The organism is Micromonospora sp. LOL_015 (genome assembly GCF_048060275.1).
GTDB lineage: Bacteria > Actinomycetota > Actinomycetes > Mycobacteriales > Micromonosporaceae > Micromonospora_E.
Map to the genome: position 1 here is coordinate 206,097 of NZ_JBHMIO010000002.1, position 17,228 is coordinate 223,324.

Consider the following 17,228-nt stretch of genomic DNA (forward strand, 5'->3'; position numbering starts at 1 on the left):
GGATCGAATTGCTGGGCGAACCCGACTCAATTTGTGAGGTAAAGCTGATGTGGTCTTACGATGAGTTTGTTGCCAAGGCTGAGCTGTATTTCAAGCGCTCGGCAAACCATGATAGGGTGGATGACGAATTTTCTTTGTGGCTACTTCTTGGTCTCGAATTTCTCCTTAGAGCGCCGTTGGCCAAACTTCATCCGTCACTTCTGGTTGCACTGAATAATGGTGACAGCATCTTGCATGCTAATGGCGTGAGGACGAACTCAAGAACGGGACCAAAGTCGGCAACTATTAGCGACGTGATCGACAGACTCCAGTATATTGTCGACGACTTTGGTGCGGACAGGCAAGCTGATGCATCCTATCTCGTCAACCTGCGTAACAGCGAGTTGCACACGTCGGCCGATGCGCTGCGGAGCGCGGATGAGTCGTGGCTTCCGCGTTTTGCGGGAGTCGCGCGGGTGTTGTGTAGCCACTTGGACGTTCCGGTCGAGGATCTCGTTGACAAGGATATCCTCCGTGAGGCCTCAGCTCTTCAGGTCAAGATTGACAAAGAAATAGAAAGGCAAGTGCGGGAAAAGTTCTTGAGAGCCAAACATCTCTTTGCGGACCTGACAGAGGGCGAGGTCCGTGCTAGAAGGTCGACCTTCAGTCTGCGACCTGACCCATCGCCGAATCATGAGGAGCCATATCCTTGCCCGGTCTGCAAGAGTCGAGGAGATCTTTTACTTGTCCCTGGTCGGACCGTGAAGCGGCGGTTCGATGAAGAGGATAATCAGTTTGTGCAAGACGTGATATTTGTAGCGCGTTCCTTCGATTGTCCGGTTTGTAAGCTGAACCTGCCAGATACTTCATCCGTGGCGGCGGCTGGGATCCGGCGCGTTCATCAACGCAGCGTCGAAGAAGATCGCTATGAGGGATGGGAGGATTCGACACGAGAAGACGACGGATCGGCTTGGGCTAGGTTTTCGTCGCTGATTGACTAGAGACTCTTATGTTTGGCTAAGATTGGTGGTAATAGCGTGTTTCAGCGTATGCGTGACCGGAAGCTCGCGCGGAGGGTTGCATTCTGTGTCGGCGAACTGATGCCGAACGAGGAAGCGTACGACAGCAACGTCGGGATGTTCTGCGGCATTCGGGACTGGACTGAGGGTGAGATGCTCTTGACATCGGATCGCTTCGTTTTCCGTGCACGTGGTCCGGTTGGGTGGAGCTTCACGCTTCCACACGCTGTTCTCGTCGATGCAAGAATGATCGGACGCAGTCCGCACAGTGCGGGTATCACCAAGTTGTTTGTGATCCGGTACGAGAACTCTGGGTCAATCGAGCAAGTTCAAGTCGACTCATCGCCTATTTTTGTAAACCACTGGTTTTCCGTTGTTCAGGAATACCAAGACGCAAGCGATGTTGACGACCTGGCTAGTCCTGGTGGTAGTGATCAACTCTAATAATTGAGCTCTGGTCGTCTACCAACTCCCATTGGACATCGGTCGGAGTGGCGTTGGGATCGACGCCTTCATCCCAATCCACACCGGCTGGGCGACTGTCCGTAGCGACCAACTGGCGGACGAGTGCAATAGCCCGGTCAGGCGTGATCCGAGTTTCGGAGGAAGTATAGTCGGTTGGCTGGCCGCCATAGCTGAACTCGATGTCACAACCCCAGGGTTCAATTCCAGGCTCGACCGCGTACCCGCCGTCTGGCTCGCCAAAGTAGAGCACGAACGACCGGTCCGGATGACCTACCCCGACCTGGGCACCACCGTCAGGTCTACCGTCCCGGTGACGGAACACGTCGACCACGCAGGGCTGTCCACCGTCGTGGAGCGCGCGGAGCACCTCGCCGATCTGTGCGGGGTCGCTCACAGCAGCGCGACCCGTCCCGAGCCAGGTGACCTCGTACGTCGTCATCTGCTCATCCAGGGGGCGTGGTGAGCCCTGCTACGGGCGGATGAGGACGTCGTAGGTGGGGGAGTTGTCCCAGTTGGGGCGGAGCTGGGCGACGATGCGCCAGCCCCAGGAGGCGTATGCGGCCTGCGCCGGGGCGTTCTTTGGGTCGGCGAGCAGGGTTGCTCTGGGCTCCTCCCGGTTGCCGAGCAACGCGTCGTGCAGCGCGCGGGCGATCCCCTGCCGCCGCCACGACTCGCGGACCATGAGTTCGCTGATCGCGAAGGTGCGCCGCCCGTCCTCTGAGGTGAATCCGTCCGGTACGGGCGTGAGCAGCCCGGCCCACCAGCGGTCCGATGAGAGCGGGAAGCCATAGGTGTAGCCGACGAGTTCGTTGCCGACTGTGCCGGTGACGAGCTTCCAGCCTGGCAGCGCCATGTGTCCGTTGATCTGCCTGCGGTAGCGGTCCTCGCCGTGGAACGCGTCGGCCGGCTCGTCGTAGATCTCGATGTAGACGGCGACCAGGTCTTCAAGGATTGCCTTCGCCTGGTCAGCGTCGTAGACGTCGAGCTTGAGACCGTCGACCGCCATCAGGCGACCTTCGCGGCGTCGTACGCCTCGATGAAGTCCCGAGCTGCCGGCACGTGGGGAGCCGTCCGCCCGAGGTCGGCACGCAGGGACGCCAGGCGCTTCCGCGTGCGCCGAGACTTGAGCGACGCGACGGCAGGCAGAACGTTGAGCGCGATCACGCCGGATCCCGCATGGTCGCCCTGCTGGTACAGGGCCGTAGCCATGTTGAGCTTTCCCAGGTACTCGTTCCGCTTGAAGACCGGATCGGGGCGTTCGAGTCGGCCGATGAAGCTGGCTGCTGCCCGGTCGGGGCGGTCAAGTGCCAGGTGGGAGAGCCCTTCGGCGGCATTGACCTCGTGGATGGTGACGAACCCGATGTAGACCGGATCATCGTCGTTCAGACCACGGTCGAATTGGATCTTGGCGTTGACCAACTCCCGTCCGAAGCTTGAGACGTCCCCGGCCTGTGCGTGAGCGAGGGTGGAGCGGAGGTGCAGCAGGGTCTTCAAGCGGGGCGTCGCCCACGGCGCGGCGATCCGCTGAGCGGCCTCGGAAAACCGCAAGGCTTCCTGCGGGTCCGTCTCGCGCAGGAGCATCGAGAGTTGCTGGAGCGCGCGTACCTCAAGGCGGGGATCGTCGCGAAGCCGGGCACGGACGAAAGCTGCGTGAAGGTAGTGGCGCGAGTCGTCGTGGCGCTCGGCATCAAGGGCGAGCCAGCCGGTTTGCGCTTCCAGATTGCCGAGGCAGTCTTGCAGGGCTTCGCCGACCTGGCGGCTGTAGCTCGCTTCGCGCTCCCAGCGGGTGAGGCGGCGGTGCATGGCGATTGCGACGTCGCACAGGCTGTCGCCGCCGACCGCCGCGTCGGCCCGCCGGAAGGCCAGGATCGTCTCGGAGACCTGCTGCATGTGCTCCATGCCGAGATGCTGTGGCACCTGCGGCGATGTGATCCAGTCGCGCAGTGGTGTGGCGATGCCGAGGCCGGCGAGAGTGGTGTTGATCGCGAAAGCACGGCGGTTCACAAGATCACCTCCATCGGTATCCCCAAATGCCACCGTACCGCCGGAATCGGTGCTGTCCAGAGCGAGATTCGTCGGCTCGGCGCTGAGCAGCGCGTCGAGCTGATCAATTGGCAGGTCAAGGGCCTCGGCGAGTCGCGCGCGTACCGCTGGGTGTGGATCTGTCTCCCCGCGCTCCCATCGGGCGACGGTGGTGCGGTCGATGTACAGGTGTGCGGCGAGCCCTTCCTGAGTGAAACCGGCGGCCTTGCGGTGCTGGATGAACCGGTGTCGCCGTGTCGTCGTCACCTGGACGCCCTCCCGTCGCGTCGGATCAATGTCCACGGTGCACGTAGTACACACAGAAGAACAAGATCAATGCAACGGGCTGTGGATAACCTTCTAGCGCTGTGGATTACGTGGAAGTTCCACGGCTCGAAACCGAGGAAAGCGTGATAGTGCAGCTCGGTGCGGGTGCCGCTACAAACGTGCATCACGAGCTCGGCACAGCGTGCACCAAACATGCGCTGTTCTCCGGCCGTGTGCGCCCGGCATTGTGGTGGCACGGCCCGGGGCGGGTGCCCGGCAACGCGGCTCCCAGGTCTGCAAACTCGGTTGGCGTGATCCCGCCCGCCCCGGCGCCTCTCCACGATTCTCTCCCCCCAAGGAGGCACAACGTGTTCAGGCGTAACGCGGCGACCGTGCGGCACCGGCTGGCAGCCGTTACCGGCGGCGACTACCGGAGCAACAGCGGGCACAGCGGCGTACGGCGGTCGCGGCTGACCGGGCCGGCGGTGCGCGCCATGCGGTTCCTGCCGCGCCGCTGGCGCGGCGGCCTCGACCCCGACGAGGTGTACGGCTACCTGGAACGGGTCGCCGACGAGGTCGACGAGCTGCGCCGTGAGCTGCGGATGGCCTGGACCGAAGCCGACCGGGTGCGCAACGCGCTGCGCGCATGGCAGACCGAGCAGTTCGAGGCCCGGTTCGACCCGCAGCGGCAGGCCAACGGCCAGCACCACTACTACGCGGGCGCACGGTGAGCAGCGGGTACGACGGGGCGACGTACCCCGGCATCCTGCTGCGCGACGGCCCGACCGGGCAGCGGGCCGCGCTGGCCGGCGGCCCCGACGTGTGGGAGGTCATCGCCGCGCGACAGGCCATCAAGGCCGCGTCCCCGGAGCTGGACGGCGACGAGTTGGTCACCGAGATGATGGCGAGCACCGGGCTGGGCCGGCACAGCGTCGACGTCGCGCTGCGCTACTACGCCGACCACCGGGCCGAGATCGACGAATGGATCGCCGCCAACGAGGCAGCCGCCGAGCAGGGCGAACTGCTGTGGCGAGCCGAACAGGCCCGACGAACCGTCAGGTGAGTCGGCCGGTCTCAACCGCAGCGCCGTCGCCGTTCATCGGCTTGAGATAGTCACGCAGGGCCTGCCACCCTGCCGCGTCGTCGACCGAGCCGGTGTGCGGGCGGCGTCCCGCGCGTACGGCCCGGTCTGCGGGCGTCAACACCCCGCCCACGGTAGAGCTCCCACCCACCCCGGCAACCGAATTCGGCTCGTCGTCGGTCGGTCAGGGGACCACGACCCTGCGTGGTTCCTTCTAGACTGCATGGCGAGGCACCAGGTCCTCGACGACAGGGATCAGATGTAGGAGTCGCGGCTCATGAGGATCGTCCGGGCGAAGCTGGAAGGCGTCAACGCCGAGCCCGGCCGCGTCGCGGCGGCCGACGTCGCCCGCATGATTCTTGGTCTTGAACGTGCCATAGCCCACGCGGCGTACCTGGTCCTCGGAAAGGCCCGGCGTGGGACCGGTCGGCACGTCCAGGCTATCGAAAGCGCGGCGCGCCTTCGCATGGTAGATATCCAGAGCGGAAGCTTTGTCGGAGTCTTCGCCTTGCCGGAAGCGGCAGAGCCAAACGACGACGAGCTGCCTATCTCCGTCGCGGACCTGAGTTCTCTTGCTTTTGATCGGCTGCTAGCCGTGATCACCGGCGGTGGCCCGGAAACAGACGCGGAGCTGGCCGCTGCGGTCGCTCGGTTAGCCGCAGATCTAGGGATCGGCGACCGAAACATAGCGATGACCTTGATCGATGACTCCCCGATGTCGACGGGACAGGCTTCACGCCAAGCGACTATCGATGCTGCAGTTCGGGAACGCCTGCAGCGCATCGGTGACCGGGTGCCCACGAGCAGGGATGAGACCCTGACCGGGGTGCTTTTCGAGGCAGATTTCGAAAGCCACACCGCTCGGTTGCGTCTTGCCAGCGGCGACGCTGTAGCAGTCAACTTCTCCTCCGAGCTTGCTGACCAGATTCAGGAGGCACTGCGCTCCCGCGCGAATCTTGAGGGCTACGTGCGTTACCACCCTCGGACAGCGCAGGCTACCAGCGTCGACCTGCGCGCTGTCTCCCGAAGCACCCAACTGGAGCTTGACGTTGACTCGTTCTGGGAGCCCCAGACCTTTGCTGGACTCCAGACAGCACAAGGAACGGACGGCTGGGTCAACGCGGCCGAGCTAGGGATGACCGATTTGACGGACGATGAGCGAGCCGCATTCCTCGCGGCTCTCGCCGAATGAGGCCGGAGGACGTCCCCAATGGGCCACTGCTCATTGACACGGACGTCGTGAGCTACTGGCTGATGGGAGCCGATCATGGCAGGGCGTTCATTAGCCTCACCGCAGGTCACGAGCAGGCCGTGAGTTTCGCTACGTACGGTGAGCTGCTCGCCAACGCCCACCGTCGACGGTGGGGTGCTCGTCGCATAGAGGATCTGCGCAGGCGGCTCAAGTCCTTCGTCGTGGTTCCCTACACGTCCCAGGTCGTAGAGCTTTGGGCAGAGATGCACGCGAAGCTCTCCGGGCACCTACAGAAGGGCGGCACGAACGACCTTTGGACCGCTGCGTGTGCCCTGGCGCTTCGCCCGCAACTGCCGGTCGCCACGAACAACCTGAGCGACTTCGGGACGATCTCGAAATCTTTCCCTGACCTGAGACTCATTCACCCTGATCTGTGAGGTTGCGATCTCCGGACGGTCTGTGTGGGGTGTGGCAGGGTCAGCAAGGACTGTGAGACTTGTTCGTTTTAGCCACCGCTCCCTGCTGCAAAATTTCGCTGCCTTCTGCAATATTAGTCGTACAGGCAAGTTTTGCAGTAGCTGAGCCAAATATCGCAGCCCTCGCGGTGGCTGTGCCGCCATGTTCACGCCTGAGATAACCTGGATGTTACTAACATCAGTGTTACTAACATGGGAGTTAGCGTGGCGAGCTTCGTCGGGCGTACCCGGGAACTAGGCGCCCTCGCTGCCGAGCTGGACCGCATCGCCTCGGCCCGGGACGACCGGCCCGGCCGCTGCCTGCTCATCCGAGGGCGGCGGCGGGTCGGCAAGTCCCGGCTGGTCGAGCGGTTCGTCGACGTCGCGCAGGTGCCGTACCTCTACTTCACCGCCGCCGGTGCCGGCACCGCCACCGAACTGCGGCAACTCGTCGCCGACGCGGCCGAATCCACCCTGCCCGGCCGGGACCTGATCGCCGCCGCCAACCCGTCGGACTGGGACGCCGCGTTCCGGCTGCTGGCAGCGGCGCTGCCCGACGACACTCCCAGCGTCGTCGTCCTCGACGAAGTGCCCTGTCTGATGGATCCCGAGCAGCAGTTCGAAGGCATCCTGCAGCGGGCCTGGGACCGGCTGCTGTCCCGCAAGCCGGTGCTGCTCGTCCTCATCGGCTCCGACCTGGCGATGATGGAGGCGCTCAACGACTACCGTCGGCCGTTCCACCAGCGTGGCCGCGAGATGGTGCTCGGCCCGCTCAACCCGGCCGACCTTGCCACCATGCTCGACCTGCCACCCGCCGACGCGATCGACGCCGCTCTCCGCGGAACGGTCACTCGCCGCCGAGTTCCCCGCCCAGCTCCAGGCCCGCGAGGTGCTGACCGCGATCGGCTCCGGCGAACGGACGTTCACCAACATCGCCCGTACGGCCGGCGAAATGTCGGCTACGTCGCTGCAACGATCCCTGGAAACCCTGCAGGCCAAGCGGCTCGTCACCGGTGAACTGCCGCTGTCCACCCGCCCGTCGAAGGACCGCCGCTACCGGATCGTCGACCCGTACCTGCGCTTCTGGCTGCGGTTTCTCGCCCCCGCGATGCCGGAGATCGAACGCGGCCGGGGTGACCTGACCCTGACCCGCATCCGGACGAGCTTTCCGAGCTGGCGGGGCCGGGCCGTCGAGCCACTGATCCGCGACGCGCTCGCCCGGCTGCTGCCCGACGACTCGCTGCCGGCGGCACCCGCCATCGGCGCGTACTGGACCAGATCCAACGACGTCGAGATCGACATCGTCGGTGCCGACCGGGCACCGATCGCCCGCGAACTGTACTTCGTCGGCTCGATCAAACGGCACGACCAGTCGCCGTTCGACGGGCACGACCTGTCCGCGCTGTTCCGGCACCGGGCATCGCTGACCGACGAGCCGGTGCCGACCGTCGCCGTCTCCCGCAGCGGCGCGTCCTGCCGTGGCCTCGACGTGCTCTACCAGCCCACCGACCTACTTGCCGCCTGGCAGGACCGGTAGCACGCGGTGATCTGTCGGCTACTCGACAGCGAAAGATTGCTGATCGTGACTGAATGATCGCCACATGTAGACGCGGGGGCTCGGCCTGGGGAGGACGAGCATGGCGCTGGCGCACTCGGCGGTCAACCTGGTCGGCAGCCTGCTGCCCGGCGGCGTCCTCGGTCGCATCCGCGACGGCGACCCGACCGTGCCCGGCATCGACGCCCGCTCATACCACCTGACCGCCGGCGAATCCGTCCGCCGGATCGCCAACCGCGACTTCGGCTACCTGCGCGACGAATTCAACCGGTACGCCGACCAGCAGGCCGGCACCGGCAGCCGCCGCACCCGGCGGCGCGCCGCCGACGACTGGCGGCACACCCTGCTGCGTACCCTCGACTTCGACGGCATCGAACGCCTACCCGGCGGCATCGTCGTCGACGAACAGCCGTTCCCGGTCAGCCACCGATGGCAGCAGGCCCTGCCGGTGCACCTGGCCCCCTGGGGTGCCGACCTCGACCGGCGGGCCGCCGGAGTGCCGCGCGGCACCCGCTCCCCGGCCGACGCGGCACCACACGTCATGGTGCAACGGCTGCTCAACCAGAGCGACCAGCACCTGTGGGCGGTGCTGTGCAACGGGCCGCAGCTGCGACTGCTGCGCGACTCCACCAACCTCGCCGGCAGCGCGTACCTCGAATTCGACCTGGCGGCGATCTTCCAGGGCGAACTGTTCGCCGACTTCCTGCTGTTCTACCGGATCGCCCACGCCAGCCGGTTCCAGATCAGCGACCCGCAGGCCGGTGCCGCCTCCTGCCCGCTGGAGGAGTGGCGCACCTACGGCGCTCGGCAGGGCGAACGCGCCCTCACCAGCCTGCGGTACGGCGTACACGAAGCGTTGGAAACCCTCGGACAAGGTTTCCTCAGCCACCCGCACAACCGGCAACTGCGCGACGACGTCGCCGCCGGCCGGCTGACCCTGGCCGACCTGAAACGCTCCCTGCTGCGACTCGTCTACAAGCTGATCTTCTGGATGGTCGTCGAGGACCGCGGCGTCCTGCTCGACCCGCACGCCAGCCGGGCCGCCCGCGACCGCTACGACACCTACTTCTCCTCCCGCCGGTTGCGCCGCCTCGCCGACACCCGCCGCCACTCCTGGCACGGCGACCTGTGGCAGAGCACCGCCCTGGTGTTCCAGCTGCTCGGCTCGGAAGCCGGCGGCCAGGTGATCGGCCTGCCCGCCCTCGGCGGCGTCTTCGAAACCAGCGAACTCGACCTGCCGCTACGCCGCGCCCAGCTCACCAACTCAGCACTGCTCACCGCCGTCACCCAGCTCAGCGTCCTCACCGGCCGGCGGGCCGACCGCCGGCAGTGGGTCGACTGGGCGCGGCTCGGCGCGGAAGAACTCGGCAGCGTGTACGAGGCACTGCTGGAGCTGCACCCCTGCTGGGACGCCCACACCGGCAGGTTCTGCTTCGTCAAGGTCAAAGGCAGCGACCGGAAGAAAACCGGCGCCTACTACACCCCGCCGTCCCTCGTCGACGAACTTCTCGACTCCACGTTGGAGCCACTGCTCGACGAGGCCTGCGACGCCGAGACCCCCGCCGAACGCGTCGCCGCCCTGGAACGCCTCACCGTCTGCGACCCGGCCTGCGGATCCGGGCACTTCCTCATCGGCGCGGCCCGCCGCATCGCCCGCCGCATCGCCATCGAGGAAACCGACGACCTGGAACCCCACCCCGACGCCGTCCAGGCCGCGATGCGCAAGGTCACCACCCGCTGCCTGTACGGCGTCGACAGCAACGAAATGGCCGTCGAACTGGCCAAACTCTCCCTCTGGCTGGAAGCGGTCGAACCCGGCAAACCCCTCGGCTACCTCGATGCGCACCTGCGGGTCGGCAACTCGCTGCTCGGTGCCACCCCGGCGCAACTCGCCGCCGGCATCCCCGACGCCGCGTACACCGCCCTCGACGGCGACAACCGAGCCGTCGTCACCGCCCTGCGCCGGGAAAACGCCAACCAGTCACCCGGTGTCCGACCACTGACCGCCGGCAGCGCCGGCAACCTCGACCTCGCCGCCGAAGCCGCCGCCATCGCCCACCTGGCACCCTGCGAAACCCTCGCCGACGTACACATCCAAGCCCAGCGGGACCGCACCCTCGACCCGCACCGGCGCCGACTGCGGCAGATCGCCGACGCCTGGTGCGCCGCGTTCGTCGCCCCGAAGATCCCCAGAAACCGGGCGTACGGCCTCACCAACGCGATGCTGGCCCGCATCGCCACCGACGAGCGCAGCGACGACGTCGAGCGCGCCCGGCAGCTCGTCGACACGATGGTCCGGCAGTACGGCTTCTTCCACTGGCACATCGAGTTCCCGCACATCTTCGAAGTCCCCGCCGACGGGGTTCCCGCCGACAGGGCCGGCGTCGACCCGGCCACCGGCTGGCGCGGCGGCTTCAGCTGCGTACTGACCAACCCGCCCTGGGAGCGGGTCAAACTCCAGGAGCAGGAGTTCTTCGACGGCCAGCACGAAGCGATCGCCGGTGCGCCGAACGCCGCCGCCCGCAAGAAGCTGATCGCCGCACTCGCCGACAGCGAGCAGCCCGCCGAGCGTGACCTGCACCTGAGCTGGACGAAGGCGCTGCGCACCGCCAGCGGCATCAGCCACCTGCTGCGGACCGCCGGCCGGCACCGGCTCACCGGACGCGGCGACATCAACACGTACGCCGTCTTCGCCGAAACCAGCCGGACGCTGCTCGCCACCACCGGCCAGGTCGGCATCATCGTCCCGACCGGGATCGCCACCGATGCGACCACCCAGGACTTCTTCAAGGACCTGGTACGCCGTCGGAGTCTGGTGTCGTTGTTCGACTTCGAGAACGAGGACCGGGTCTTCTCGGAGGTGCATCACTCGTTCCGGTTCGTTCTGTTGACGGTGGCGGGTGTGCGGCGGCCGGTCGATCGGGTGTCGTTGGTGTTCCGGGTGCGGCAGGTGGATCAGATCGTGCGGCGGGCGTACGTGTTGTCGCCGGAGGAGATCAGTCTGTTGAACCCGAACACGGGGACGTGTCCGGTGTTTATGTCCCGGCGGGACGCGGAGATCACGTTGGGGATCTACCGGCGGGTGCCGGTGTTGTGGCGCGAGGACCGTCCGGACGGTAACCCGTGGGGTGTGTCGTTCCTGGCGATGCTGCACATGGCCAACGACTCGGGGTTGTTCCGTGGCTACGACGACCTGGTCCAGGATGGCTGGACGTTGAAGGGCTACCACTTCGTCCGAGGCGACGAGCGCATGCTGCCGTTGTACGAGGCAAAGATGGTCCACTTCTACGACCACCGGCTGGGTACGTACGAGGGTGCGACGCAGGCGCAGTTGAACGTCGGGACGCTGCCCCGCCTTACCGACGCCGATCATGACGATCCGGCGCGGCTGCCGCTGCCACGCTACTGGGTGCCGAAGTCGGCGGTGGACGATCGGTTGGCCGGGCGCTGGTCGCATGACTGGCTGCTGGGTTGGCGCGACATCGCCCCCAGTACCAACGAACGCACCCTGATCCCCGCCGTCATTCCGCTAGCTGCGGTAGGCCACACCAATCCGCTCCTGATCTCCGACCAGCAGCGGGTGGTTGTGGGGTCGTTGGCGGCCAACCTGGCCACGCTGGTTACCGACTACGCCGCGCGCCAGAAGCTGTCCGGAACCCACTTGACCTACGCGGTGCTTCGCCAACTGCCGGTGCTGCCGCCGCAGCGGTACGCCGATCGGGCGCCCTGGGATCCGGATGTCGTCGACCTGTCGGAGTGGATCCGGCCCCGGGCGCTGGAGCTGACCTACACCGCGCACGACCTCGCACCGTACGCCCGTGACCTCGGCGACGACGGCCCGCCGTTCCGGTGGGACCCGCAGCGACGTGAACTCATCCGCGCCGAACTCGACGCCGCCTACTTCCACCTGTACGGGGTGGACCGTGACGACGTCGACCACATCATGGAGACCTTCAAGGTCGTCCGGGACAAGGACGAGAACGCGCACGGCGAGTACCGCACCAAACGCCTGATCCTGGAGCGCTACGACGCGATGGCCGCTGCCGTCCGCACCGGTACGCCGTACCGTTGCCCGCTCGACCCGCCCCCTGGGCGTGGCCGGCGGTCCGATCAGACCGCGGAGACGAGGCGTTGACGGTACGCCTGAAGCTGGTCACCGTCGCGGGTGTGCCAGCACGGCCCGAGCTCCCAGCCGAGCCGTTCGTAGAAGCCGGTCGCTCCGGCCGACCCGACCGGGGTAACCAGCTCGGCCTCTGCCGCCCCGGCGCGCCGGGCGTCCGCAACGAACCGGCGGACAAGCTCCGCCCCGATGCCACTGCCCCGCCACTTCGGTTGCACCGCCACCGCGACCATCACCGCGACCTGCGCATTCTCGGACGGCGCGTCCGCCGGGGTCGGCTGGCCGGACCGGCGCTGCGCGATCTGCCGGGCCCACGGTCCAACCCGGGAGGACAGCTGGCGGGCCAACCATGGACGGCGGACCACCGCACCTACGCCGGAAACTGACAGTGCGGCCAGCGCCCGCCGGTCGGCGAACAGCGCCGCCATGTGGGCGGCCTGGTCGGTGGTGCCCAGCAGGAATCCGACAACGTCGCCGTCGGGCGTCGTCGGGTTGGTGACCACGTAGCCGACGCCGTGCCGGGAGTCGAGGTAGGTACGGTGCCAATGGCGGACGAAGCCTGCCCCGAGAGACGGAAACAGCCCGACCGGCAGGAACTCCACATGCGTGCGAGCCGTCGTCGCCAGGTCGGCGTGCTCGGCTGGCCGCACGAGGGCTCCGCTGCGGCCCGACCCCGTCACCGGGGTGCGGGACCGCGTCAGAGTGTTGGCGCTGCCCATCATGGCCTACGAGTACCCGCCGTCAGGGTGGACATGCGAGGGCTGGATCTGCCGCCCGACGGGGCCAGGCCCGCAGGTCGAGAAGCAGGGCGCGGTGGTCGGAGACTTCCGGCTGACGCACGATTTCGAACCGTTCGACGGCGGCGACGTCGGAGACGAGCAGATAGCTCGCGTGCCGGACCGGCTTCGGATAATGCGACGTACGGGTGTCCGCCGTGCCAACCAGCTCAGTCAGCCCGATACCGCCCAGCACGTCGAACGTCTCACTGTCGGGCAGTACGTTGAAATCCCCGCACACCACCACCAGATCGTCCGGCTCGCGTATCCGCTGGACCAGCTCGGTCAGCCGTACCGCCTGGGCCCGGCGCGCCGGGGTGTCCGCCTTGCCGGCCGGGTCGCGCAGCCCATGCACCTGCACCACCCACACCTGCCGGCCGTCCGTGCGCCCGACGACGCCGACGGCGAGCGCCACCCGTGGACGGTCCGCGACGGTCCACTCGCCATGGGCGACAAACTCCCCGTGTACGAAGGCCGAGTCGACACCGACGACAGGCAGCCGTTCGGCGACCATCGTCGCCACGCCGAAGTCCTGCCGGTGCCGGGCACCCGTCGCGTCGGTCACCGGCCCGGAGTCACTGGTCAGGAAGAACCCCTGGTGGCGGGGCAGTACGGCGCGGACATCGTCGAACAGGTTCGCGCGCTGCGGCAGGGCGCGGTCGCCGTCGTCGAACCGGGTCCACCCGGTCAGGCCCGGCGTCCGGGTCACCTCCTGCAGGCAGACCACATCGGCCGCGCCCTCGGCCAGCCAGGGCAACAGCTCGTTGGCCAGCGCCCCACCCCAGGCGTTCACACTCACGATCCGCATCGTCCCCCCGGACCCCATGGGACCACGGGATTCCGCTCTCCGACATCCGAGTTTCGAGTCGGTGGTTCGTTGGTCGTAGGCTGCGAGGTCACCTTGAGATCGAGGAGGGGGACGCTCGTGGCTGACGGTGTGCGGAACGGGCTGCTGGTGCGTACCTGCCTGGAAGTTCTCCGCGACAGCGGGCAGCGGCTGCATGGCAGGGACGTGCTCGACCAAGTCGCGGAGCGGATCGATCTCAACGAGGCCGAGATGCGACCGCACCGCAACGGTTCACCGGCCTGGGCGGTCGCGGCCCGCTTCTACGCCGGCGACGCTGCCACCATCGGCTGGCTGATCAAACGGGACGCGCTGTGGTGGATCACCGACGACGGCTTGGCCGCCCTAGACATGTTTCCCGACCCGGACACCCTCTTGAGTGAGATCAACAAGCGATACAACGGCATCGTCCGAGATCGAAAGGCCGCACGGAAGAAGTACGACGACCGGCTCGAGAAGATCACCAGCACCCTGGAGCTTGTACCGGCCGGCTCCTGGACAGCGTACGACGATCTGGCCGAGCTGGTCGACGGCACGCCGGACGACATCGCCCACCTACTGGCCGACACCTACGTCGACAACGCGCACCGCGTCCTCGACGCTTCCGGTCGGGTCCCCGATGCCAGGCACCAGCATGCCCGGCTACGCGGTAGCGACCTGGCGGCCCGGCTCAGCGAGGAAGGTATCGAGTTCGTCGGCGGTCGGGCGAACGCCGAACAGCGGATCACCGCTGACTTCCTCGCCGAGCGACTCGCCGAGACCGCCACCCTCGCGGCTGAACCCGTCGCGCGGCGGGCCTGGCTGGTCCGGGGCAGCAACGTCGACGGCGCCGACCTGGTGCCGCAGTGGCTAGCCGAAGGTTGGGTGTCGCTGGCAGCCTCCCAACTGCCGCACCTCGGCCCCGGCATCGACGAACAGCAGCTGACCCAGGCCGTCGCCGACGCCTACCGGCACAAAAGCTATTCGGTACGGGAGAAGCTGACCGGCGAGTTCAACGCCTTCCTGCGGTTGATGCGGGACGGGGACTTCGTGGCGACCGCGCACCACGGCGACGTACACCTCGGGTTGGTCACCGGCCCGCCCAGCTTCACCGGCGCCGAGGAGCTACCGTCCCACCTGCGCCGGCCGGTGCGCTGGCTGGAGCTCGACCCGCCGGTGGACCTGTCGGCGCTGCCCGCCGCCCTGTCCAACCTGTTGCAGAGCCAGGACGACGTGGTCGACCTGACCGACGGGCTGGCCGCGCTGGAACACCTCGCTGCGCCGCTGCTGCGCGAACCGGCGCCGACCGCGGCACCGGCCACCCCCGCGACGCCGCCGCCAGGTCCGATGGCGACCCAGACCCCGCCGCCAGCGGCCGAAGCGCGACTCGGTGACGTCCCCGCCGACCTGGCCGACACGCTGCTGCTCGACCTCGACTGGCTGCGGGAGCTGCGGGAGCTGCTAGCCAGGCGGCGGCAGATCATCCTGTACGGCCCACCCGGGACCGGCAAGACGTACGTCGCCCGCGCCCTCGCCGCCCGGCTCACCGAACCCCACGCGGTACGGCTGATCCAGTTCCACCCGTCGTACACCTACGAGGACTTCTTCGAAGGGTTCCGGCCCGAGGCCGGCGACGACGGCACTCTACGGTTCAAGCTCACCTCCGGGCCGCTGCGCCGGCTCGCCGACGCCGCCCGGGAACACCCGTCCACGGCGTACGTGCTGATCATCGACGAGATAAACCGGGGGAACCTGGCGAAGGTCTTCGGCGAGCTGTACTTCCTGCTCGAATACCGTGACCAGCCGATCGCGCTGCAGTACTCGGCGAAGGACTTCACCCTGCCGGCCAACCTCTACCTGATCGGCACGATGAACACCGCCGACCGGTCGATCGCCCAGATCGACGCCGCGATGCGCCGCCGCTTCGCGTTCGTCGAGATGCACCCGGACCGGCCGCCGGTCGCCGGCCTGCTGCGTCGCTGGCTCACCGCCCGCGACCTGCCTGCCAAGGCCGCCGACCTGCTCGACGCTCTCAACGCCCGGCTCGCCGACGCCGACTACGCCGTCGGGCCGACGTACCTGCTGGACGAGGCCGACCACCGCGACCCGGACGGCCTCGACCGGGTCTGGCGCCATGACATCCTGCCGCTGCTCGCCGACCACCACTACGCCGACGACCTGGACGTACCCGGCCGGTACGGGCTCGACGCGCTGCGGGCCGCCCTGGCTGATCGGCAGCCGCCACCGTGACCCGGGTGATCCAGCTGCGGGAGGCCGGTCCGGCGCTGAACGTGGCACTGACCGGCGAGCAGGCCCGGCAGCTGGCGGCGGCCCGCGCGGGCCGGCAACCGGTCGTCGAGGTACGCCCGGGCCCGTCGGCCGGGCGTTGGCTGCTGCGCGCCACCCGGCTCGTCGGCGCCGCCCGCATCGGCGATCTCGATGTGTACGTCGCGCCGAAGGTGCCGGTAGCGCGGCTGTTGTTCCTGTTCGGCTACGCGCGGAACCCGCACCGTTGGCAGCCGGCGAGCCTGCCGTTGGGTGCCAGCGACGAGCTGGCTCCGGCGCTCGCCGAGGCGCTGTGTCGGCAGGTCGACCGGGCGATCCGGGGCGGGCTGCGACACGGCTACCAGGAGGTCGACGCCGCATCGACGGTTTTGCGCGGGCGGATGATGCCGGCCCGGCAGTTGACCCGTCGGCTCGGCCAGCCGCTGCCGCTGGAAGTCCGCTACGACGAGTTCACCGCCGACACGCCGGAGAACCGCATCCTGGTCAGCGCGGTCGAACGGATGCTGCGCGTTCCCGGGCTGGTGCCGTCGGTACGTCGCCGGCTCAGCCAGCTGGCTGAGCGGTTCCCCGGTGTCGCTCGGCTGCGTCCCGGTGCCCCGGTGCCGATCTGGCGTCCGGGCCGCAGCAACGCCCAGCTGCACACCGCCCTGTGGCTGGCCGAGCTGGTCCTCGCCGGATCGTCGCTCGACGCCCGCGCCGGTGACCGGGCCGCGAACGGCCTGCTGCTCGACATGGCGCGGGTCTTCGAGTCGTTCGTCGCTGCCGCGCTGCGGGCCGTGCTGCCCGCCGGCCAGCTGCGCACCCAGACAACCGATCACCTCGACGAGGCCGGCCTGATCGACATCCGCCCCGATCTGACCTGGTGGGACGAGGGCCGGGTAGCTGCGGTGGCCGACACCAAGTACAAGACCCGGACACCCGTCGACGACTTGTATCAGATGCTGGCCTACTGCGTCGCGTACGGTCTGGACACCGGCCATCTCATCTACGCCGGGGAGGGCGGTCCGACCGCGCACGTGGTCCGCCGGACCGGGATCCGGCTCGTCTGCCACCGGATCGACCTGGACGGGTCCACTGGCGACCTGCTGGAGCAGGTACGGCGGGTCGGTGCCGGGATGACGCTGGGCCGACGCCCGGGACGCGGGTCGATAGAGTCAGCGGCGTGAACGCGGCGTACCTGGTGGTCCT

General features: G+C 67.7%; 16 protein-coding genes. 10 read left to right on the top strand and 6 right to left on the bottom strand.

Translation table 11 applies throughout. From position 1 onward, the window contains the following. Positions 1-8 precede the first annotated feature (8 nt). A complete protein-coding gene (locus ACFHWU_RS03355) occupies positions 9-980 on the top strand; it encodes a hypothetical protein (RefSeq protein WP_416589775.1) in 972 nt (323 codons plus the stop codon). Positions 981-1,413: 433 nt separating this feature from the next. Here ACFHWU_RS03355 and ACFHWU_RS03360 read toward each other — a convergent pair whose 3' ends face one another. Genes ACFHWU_RS03360 through ACFHWU_RS03370 form a run of 3 tightly spaced genes read right to left on the bottom strand, consistent with a single transcriptional unit; the run spans position 1,414 to position 3,788 of the window. Further along, the gene (locus ACFHWU_RS03360) at positions 1,414-1,902 is read right to left on the bottom strand and encodes an Imm1 family immunity protein (RefSeq protein WP_416589776.1); all 489 of its coding nucleotides are present in this window, start codon (positions 1,900-1,902) and stop codon (positions 1,414-1,416) included. A 30-nt stretch (positions 1,903-1,932) separates the two neighbouring features. Continuing rightward, complete coding sequence (locus tag ACFHWU_RS03365) at positions 1,933-2,469, bottom strand: GNAT family N-acetyltransferase (protein ID WP_416589777.1); 537 nt, start codon at positions 2,467-2,469, stop codon at positions 1,933-1,935. Next, positions 2,469-3,788 (bottom strand): helix-turn-helix domain-containing protein, encoded by a 1,320-nt coding sequence (locus ACFHWU_RS03370; RefSeq protein WP_416589778.1) that lies wholly within the window; start codon positions 3,786-3,788, stop codon positions 2,469-2,471. The genes ACFHWU_RS03365 and ACFHWU_RS03370 overlap by 1 nt, the downstream gene beginning before the upstream one ends. A gap of 332 nt (positions 3,789-4,120) precedes the next feature. Between ACFHWU_RS03370 and ACFHWU_RS03375 the strand changes: the two genes are divergently transcribed. Next, a complete protein-coding gene (locus ACFHWU_RS03375; protein WP_416589779.1) occupies positions 4,121-4,483 on the top strand; it encodes a hypothetical protein in 363 nt (120 codons plus the stop codon). Continuing rightward, positions 4,480-4,815, top strand: coding sequence for a hypothetical protein (locus ACFHWU_RS03380; RefSeq protein WP_416589781.1), 336 nt, complete (start codon positions 4,480-4,482; stop codon positions 4,813-4,815). The genes ACFHWU_RS03375 and ACFHWU_RS03380 overlap by 4 nt, the downstream gene beginning before the upstream one ends. On the opposite strand, the gene ACFHWU_RS03385 is transcribed toward ACFHWU_RS03380, so the two are convergent. Continuing rightward, a complete protein-coding gene (locus tag ACFHWU_RS03385; protein WP_416589782.1) occupies positions 4,808-4,957 on the bottom strand; it encodes a hypothetical protein in 150 nt (49 codons plus the stop codon). The genes ACFHWU_RS03380 and ACFHWU_RS03385 overlap by 8 nt on opposite strands. 153 nt (positions 4,958-5,110) lie before the next feature. Here ACFHWU_RS03385 and ACFHWU_RS03390 point away from each other — a divergent pair, with 153 nt between their 5' ends. From ACFHWU_RS03390 to ACFHWU_RS03410, 5 genes are all read left to right on the top strand, one after another. Further along, positions 5,111-6,025, top strand: coding sequence for a hypothetical protein (locus ACFHWU_RS03390; protein WP_416569154.1), 915 nt, complete (start codon positions 5,111-5,113; stop codon positions 6,023-6,025). Continuing rightward, positions 6,022-6,462 carry a PIN domain-containing protein gene (locus ACFHWU_RS03395; protein ID WP_416550929.1) on the top strand — a complete coding sequence of 147 codons (441 nt, stop codon included), beginning with the start codon at positions 6,022-6,024 and terminating at the stop codon, positions 6,460-6,462. Before ACFHWU_RS03390 ends, ACFHWU_RS03395 begins: the two co-directional genes overlap by 4 nt. A 243-nt stretch (positions 6,463-6,705) precedes the next feature. Further along, positions 6,706-7,497 carry an AAA family ATPase gene (locus tag ACFHWU_RS03400; RefSeq protein WP_416589783.1) on the top strand — a complete coding sequence of 264 codons (792 nt, stop codon included), beginning with the start codon at positions 6,706-6,708 and terminating at the stop codon, positions 7,495-7,497. Continuing rightward, the gene (locus tag ACFHWU_RS03405) at positions 7,433-8,017 is read left to right on the top strand and encodes a DUF234 domain-containing protein (RefSeq protein WP_416589784.1); all 585 of its coding nucleotides are present in this window, start codon (positions 7,433-7,435) and stop codon (positions 8,015-8,017) included. Before ACFHWU_RS03400 ends, ACFHWU_RS03405 begins: the two co-directional genes overlap by 65 nt. 100 nt (positions 8,018-8,117) lie before the next feature. Further along, positions 8,118-12,170, top strand: coding sequence for an Eco57I restriction-modification methylase domain-containing protein (locus ACFHWU_RS03410; protein WP_416589785.1), 4,053 nt, complete (start codon positions 8,118-8,120; stop codon positions 12,168-12,170). On the opposite strand, the gene ACFHWU_RS03415 is transcribed toward ACFHWU_RS03410, so the two are convergent. Then, positions 12,146-12,805 (bottom strand): GNAT family N-acetyltransferase, encoded by a 660-nt coding sequence (locus ACFHWU_RS03415; protein WP_416589786.1) that lies wholly within the window; start codon positions 12,803-12,805, stop codon positions 12,146-12,148. The genes ACFHWU_RS03410 and ACFHWU_RS03415 overlap by 25 nt on opposite strands. Positions 12,806-12,896: 91 nt before the next feature. Then, positions 12,897-13,739 (bottom strand): endonuclease/exonuclease/phosphatase family protein, encoded by an 843-nt coding sequence (locus ACFHWU_RS03420; protein ID WP_416589787.1) that lies wholly within the window; start codon positions 13,737-13,739, stop codon positions 12,897-12,899. A 117-nt stretch (positions 13,740-13,856) separates the two neighbouring features. On the opposite strand from ACFHWU_RS03420, the gene ACFHWU_RS03425 reads away from it, so the two are divergent. Together ACFHWU_RS03425 and ACFHWU_RS03430 are read left to right on the top strand one after the other, a co-directional pair. Next, complete coding sequence (locus ACFHWU_RS03425) at positions 13,857-16,004, top strand: AAA family ATPase (protein WP_416589788.1); 2,148 nt, start codon at positions 13,857-13,859, stop codon at positions 16,002-16,004. A 5-nt stretch (positions 16,005-16,009) separates the two neighbouring features. Then, positions 16,010-17,206 carry an McrC family protein gene (locus ACFHWU_RS03430; RefSeq protein ID WP_416569148.1) on the top strand — a complete coding sequence of 399 codons (1,197 nt, stop codon included), beginning with the start codon at positions 16,010-16,012 and terminating at the stop codon, positions 17,204-17,206. The last annotated feature ends 22 nt before the right edge of the window (positions 17,207-17,228 follow it).

What these genes read in the sequence shown, in the direction of transcription:
- ACFHWU_RS03360 (WP_416589776.1), bottom strand. Translation starts at nt 1,902, where the DNA reads ATGACGACGTACGAGGTCACCTGGCTCGGGACGGGTCGCGCTGCTGTG.
- ACFHWU_RS03365 (WP_416589777.1), bottom strand. Translation starts at nt 2,469, where the DNA reads ATGGCGGTCGACGGTCTCAAGCTCGACGTCTACGACGCTGACCAGGCG.
- ACFHWU_RS03390 (WP_416569154.1), top strand. Translation starts at nt 5,111, where the DNA reads ATGAGGATCGTCCGGGCGAAGCTGGAAGGCGTCAACGCCGAGCCCGGC.
- ACFHWU_RS03395 (WP_416550929.1), top strand. Translation starts at nt 6,022, where the DNA reads ATGAGGCCGGAGGACGTCCCCAATGGGCCACTGCTCATTGACACGGAC.
- ACFHWU_RS03405 (WP_416589784.1), top strand. Translation starts at nt 7,433, where the DNA reads ATGTCGGCTACGTCGCTGCAACGATCCCTGGAAACCCTGCAGGCCAAG.
- ACFHWU_RS03410 (WP_416589785.1), top strand. Translation starts at nt 8,118, where the DNA reads ATGGCGCTGGCGCACTCGGCGGTCAACCTGGTCGGCAGCCTGCTGCCC.
- ACFHWU_RS03420 (WP_416589787.1), bottom strand. Translation starts at nt 13,739, where the DNA reads ATGCGGATCGTGAGTGTGAACGCCTGGGGTGGGGCGCTGGCCAACGAG.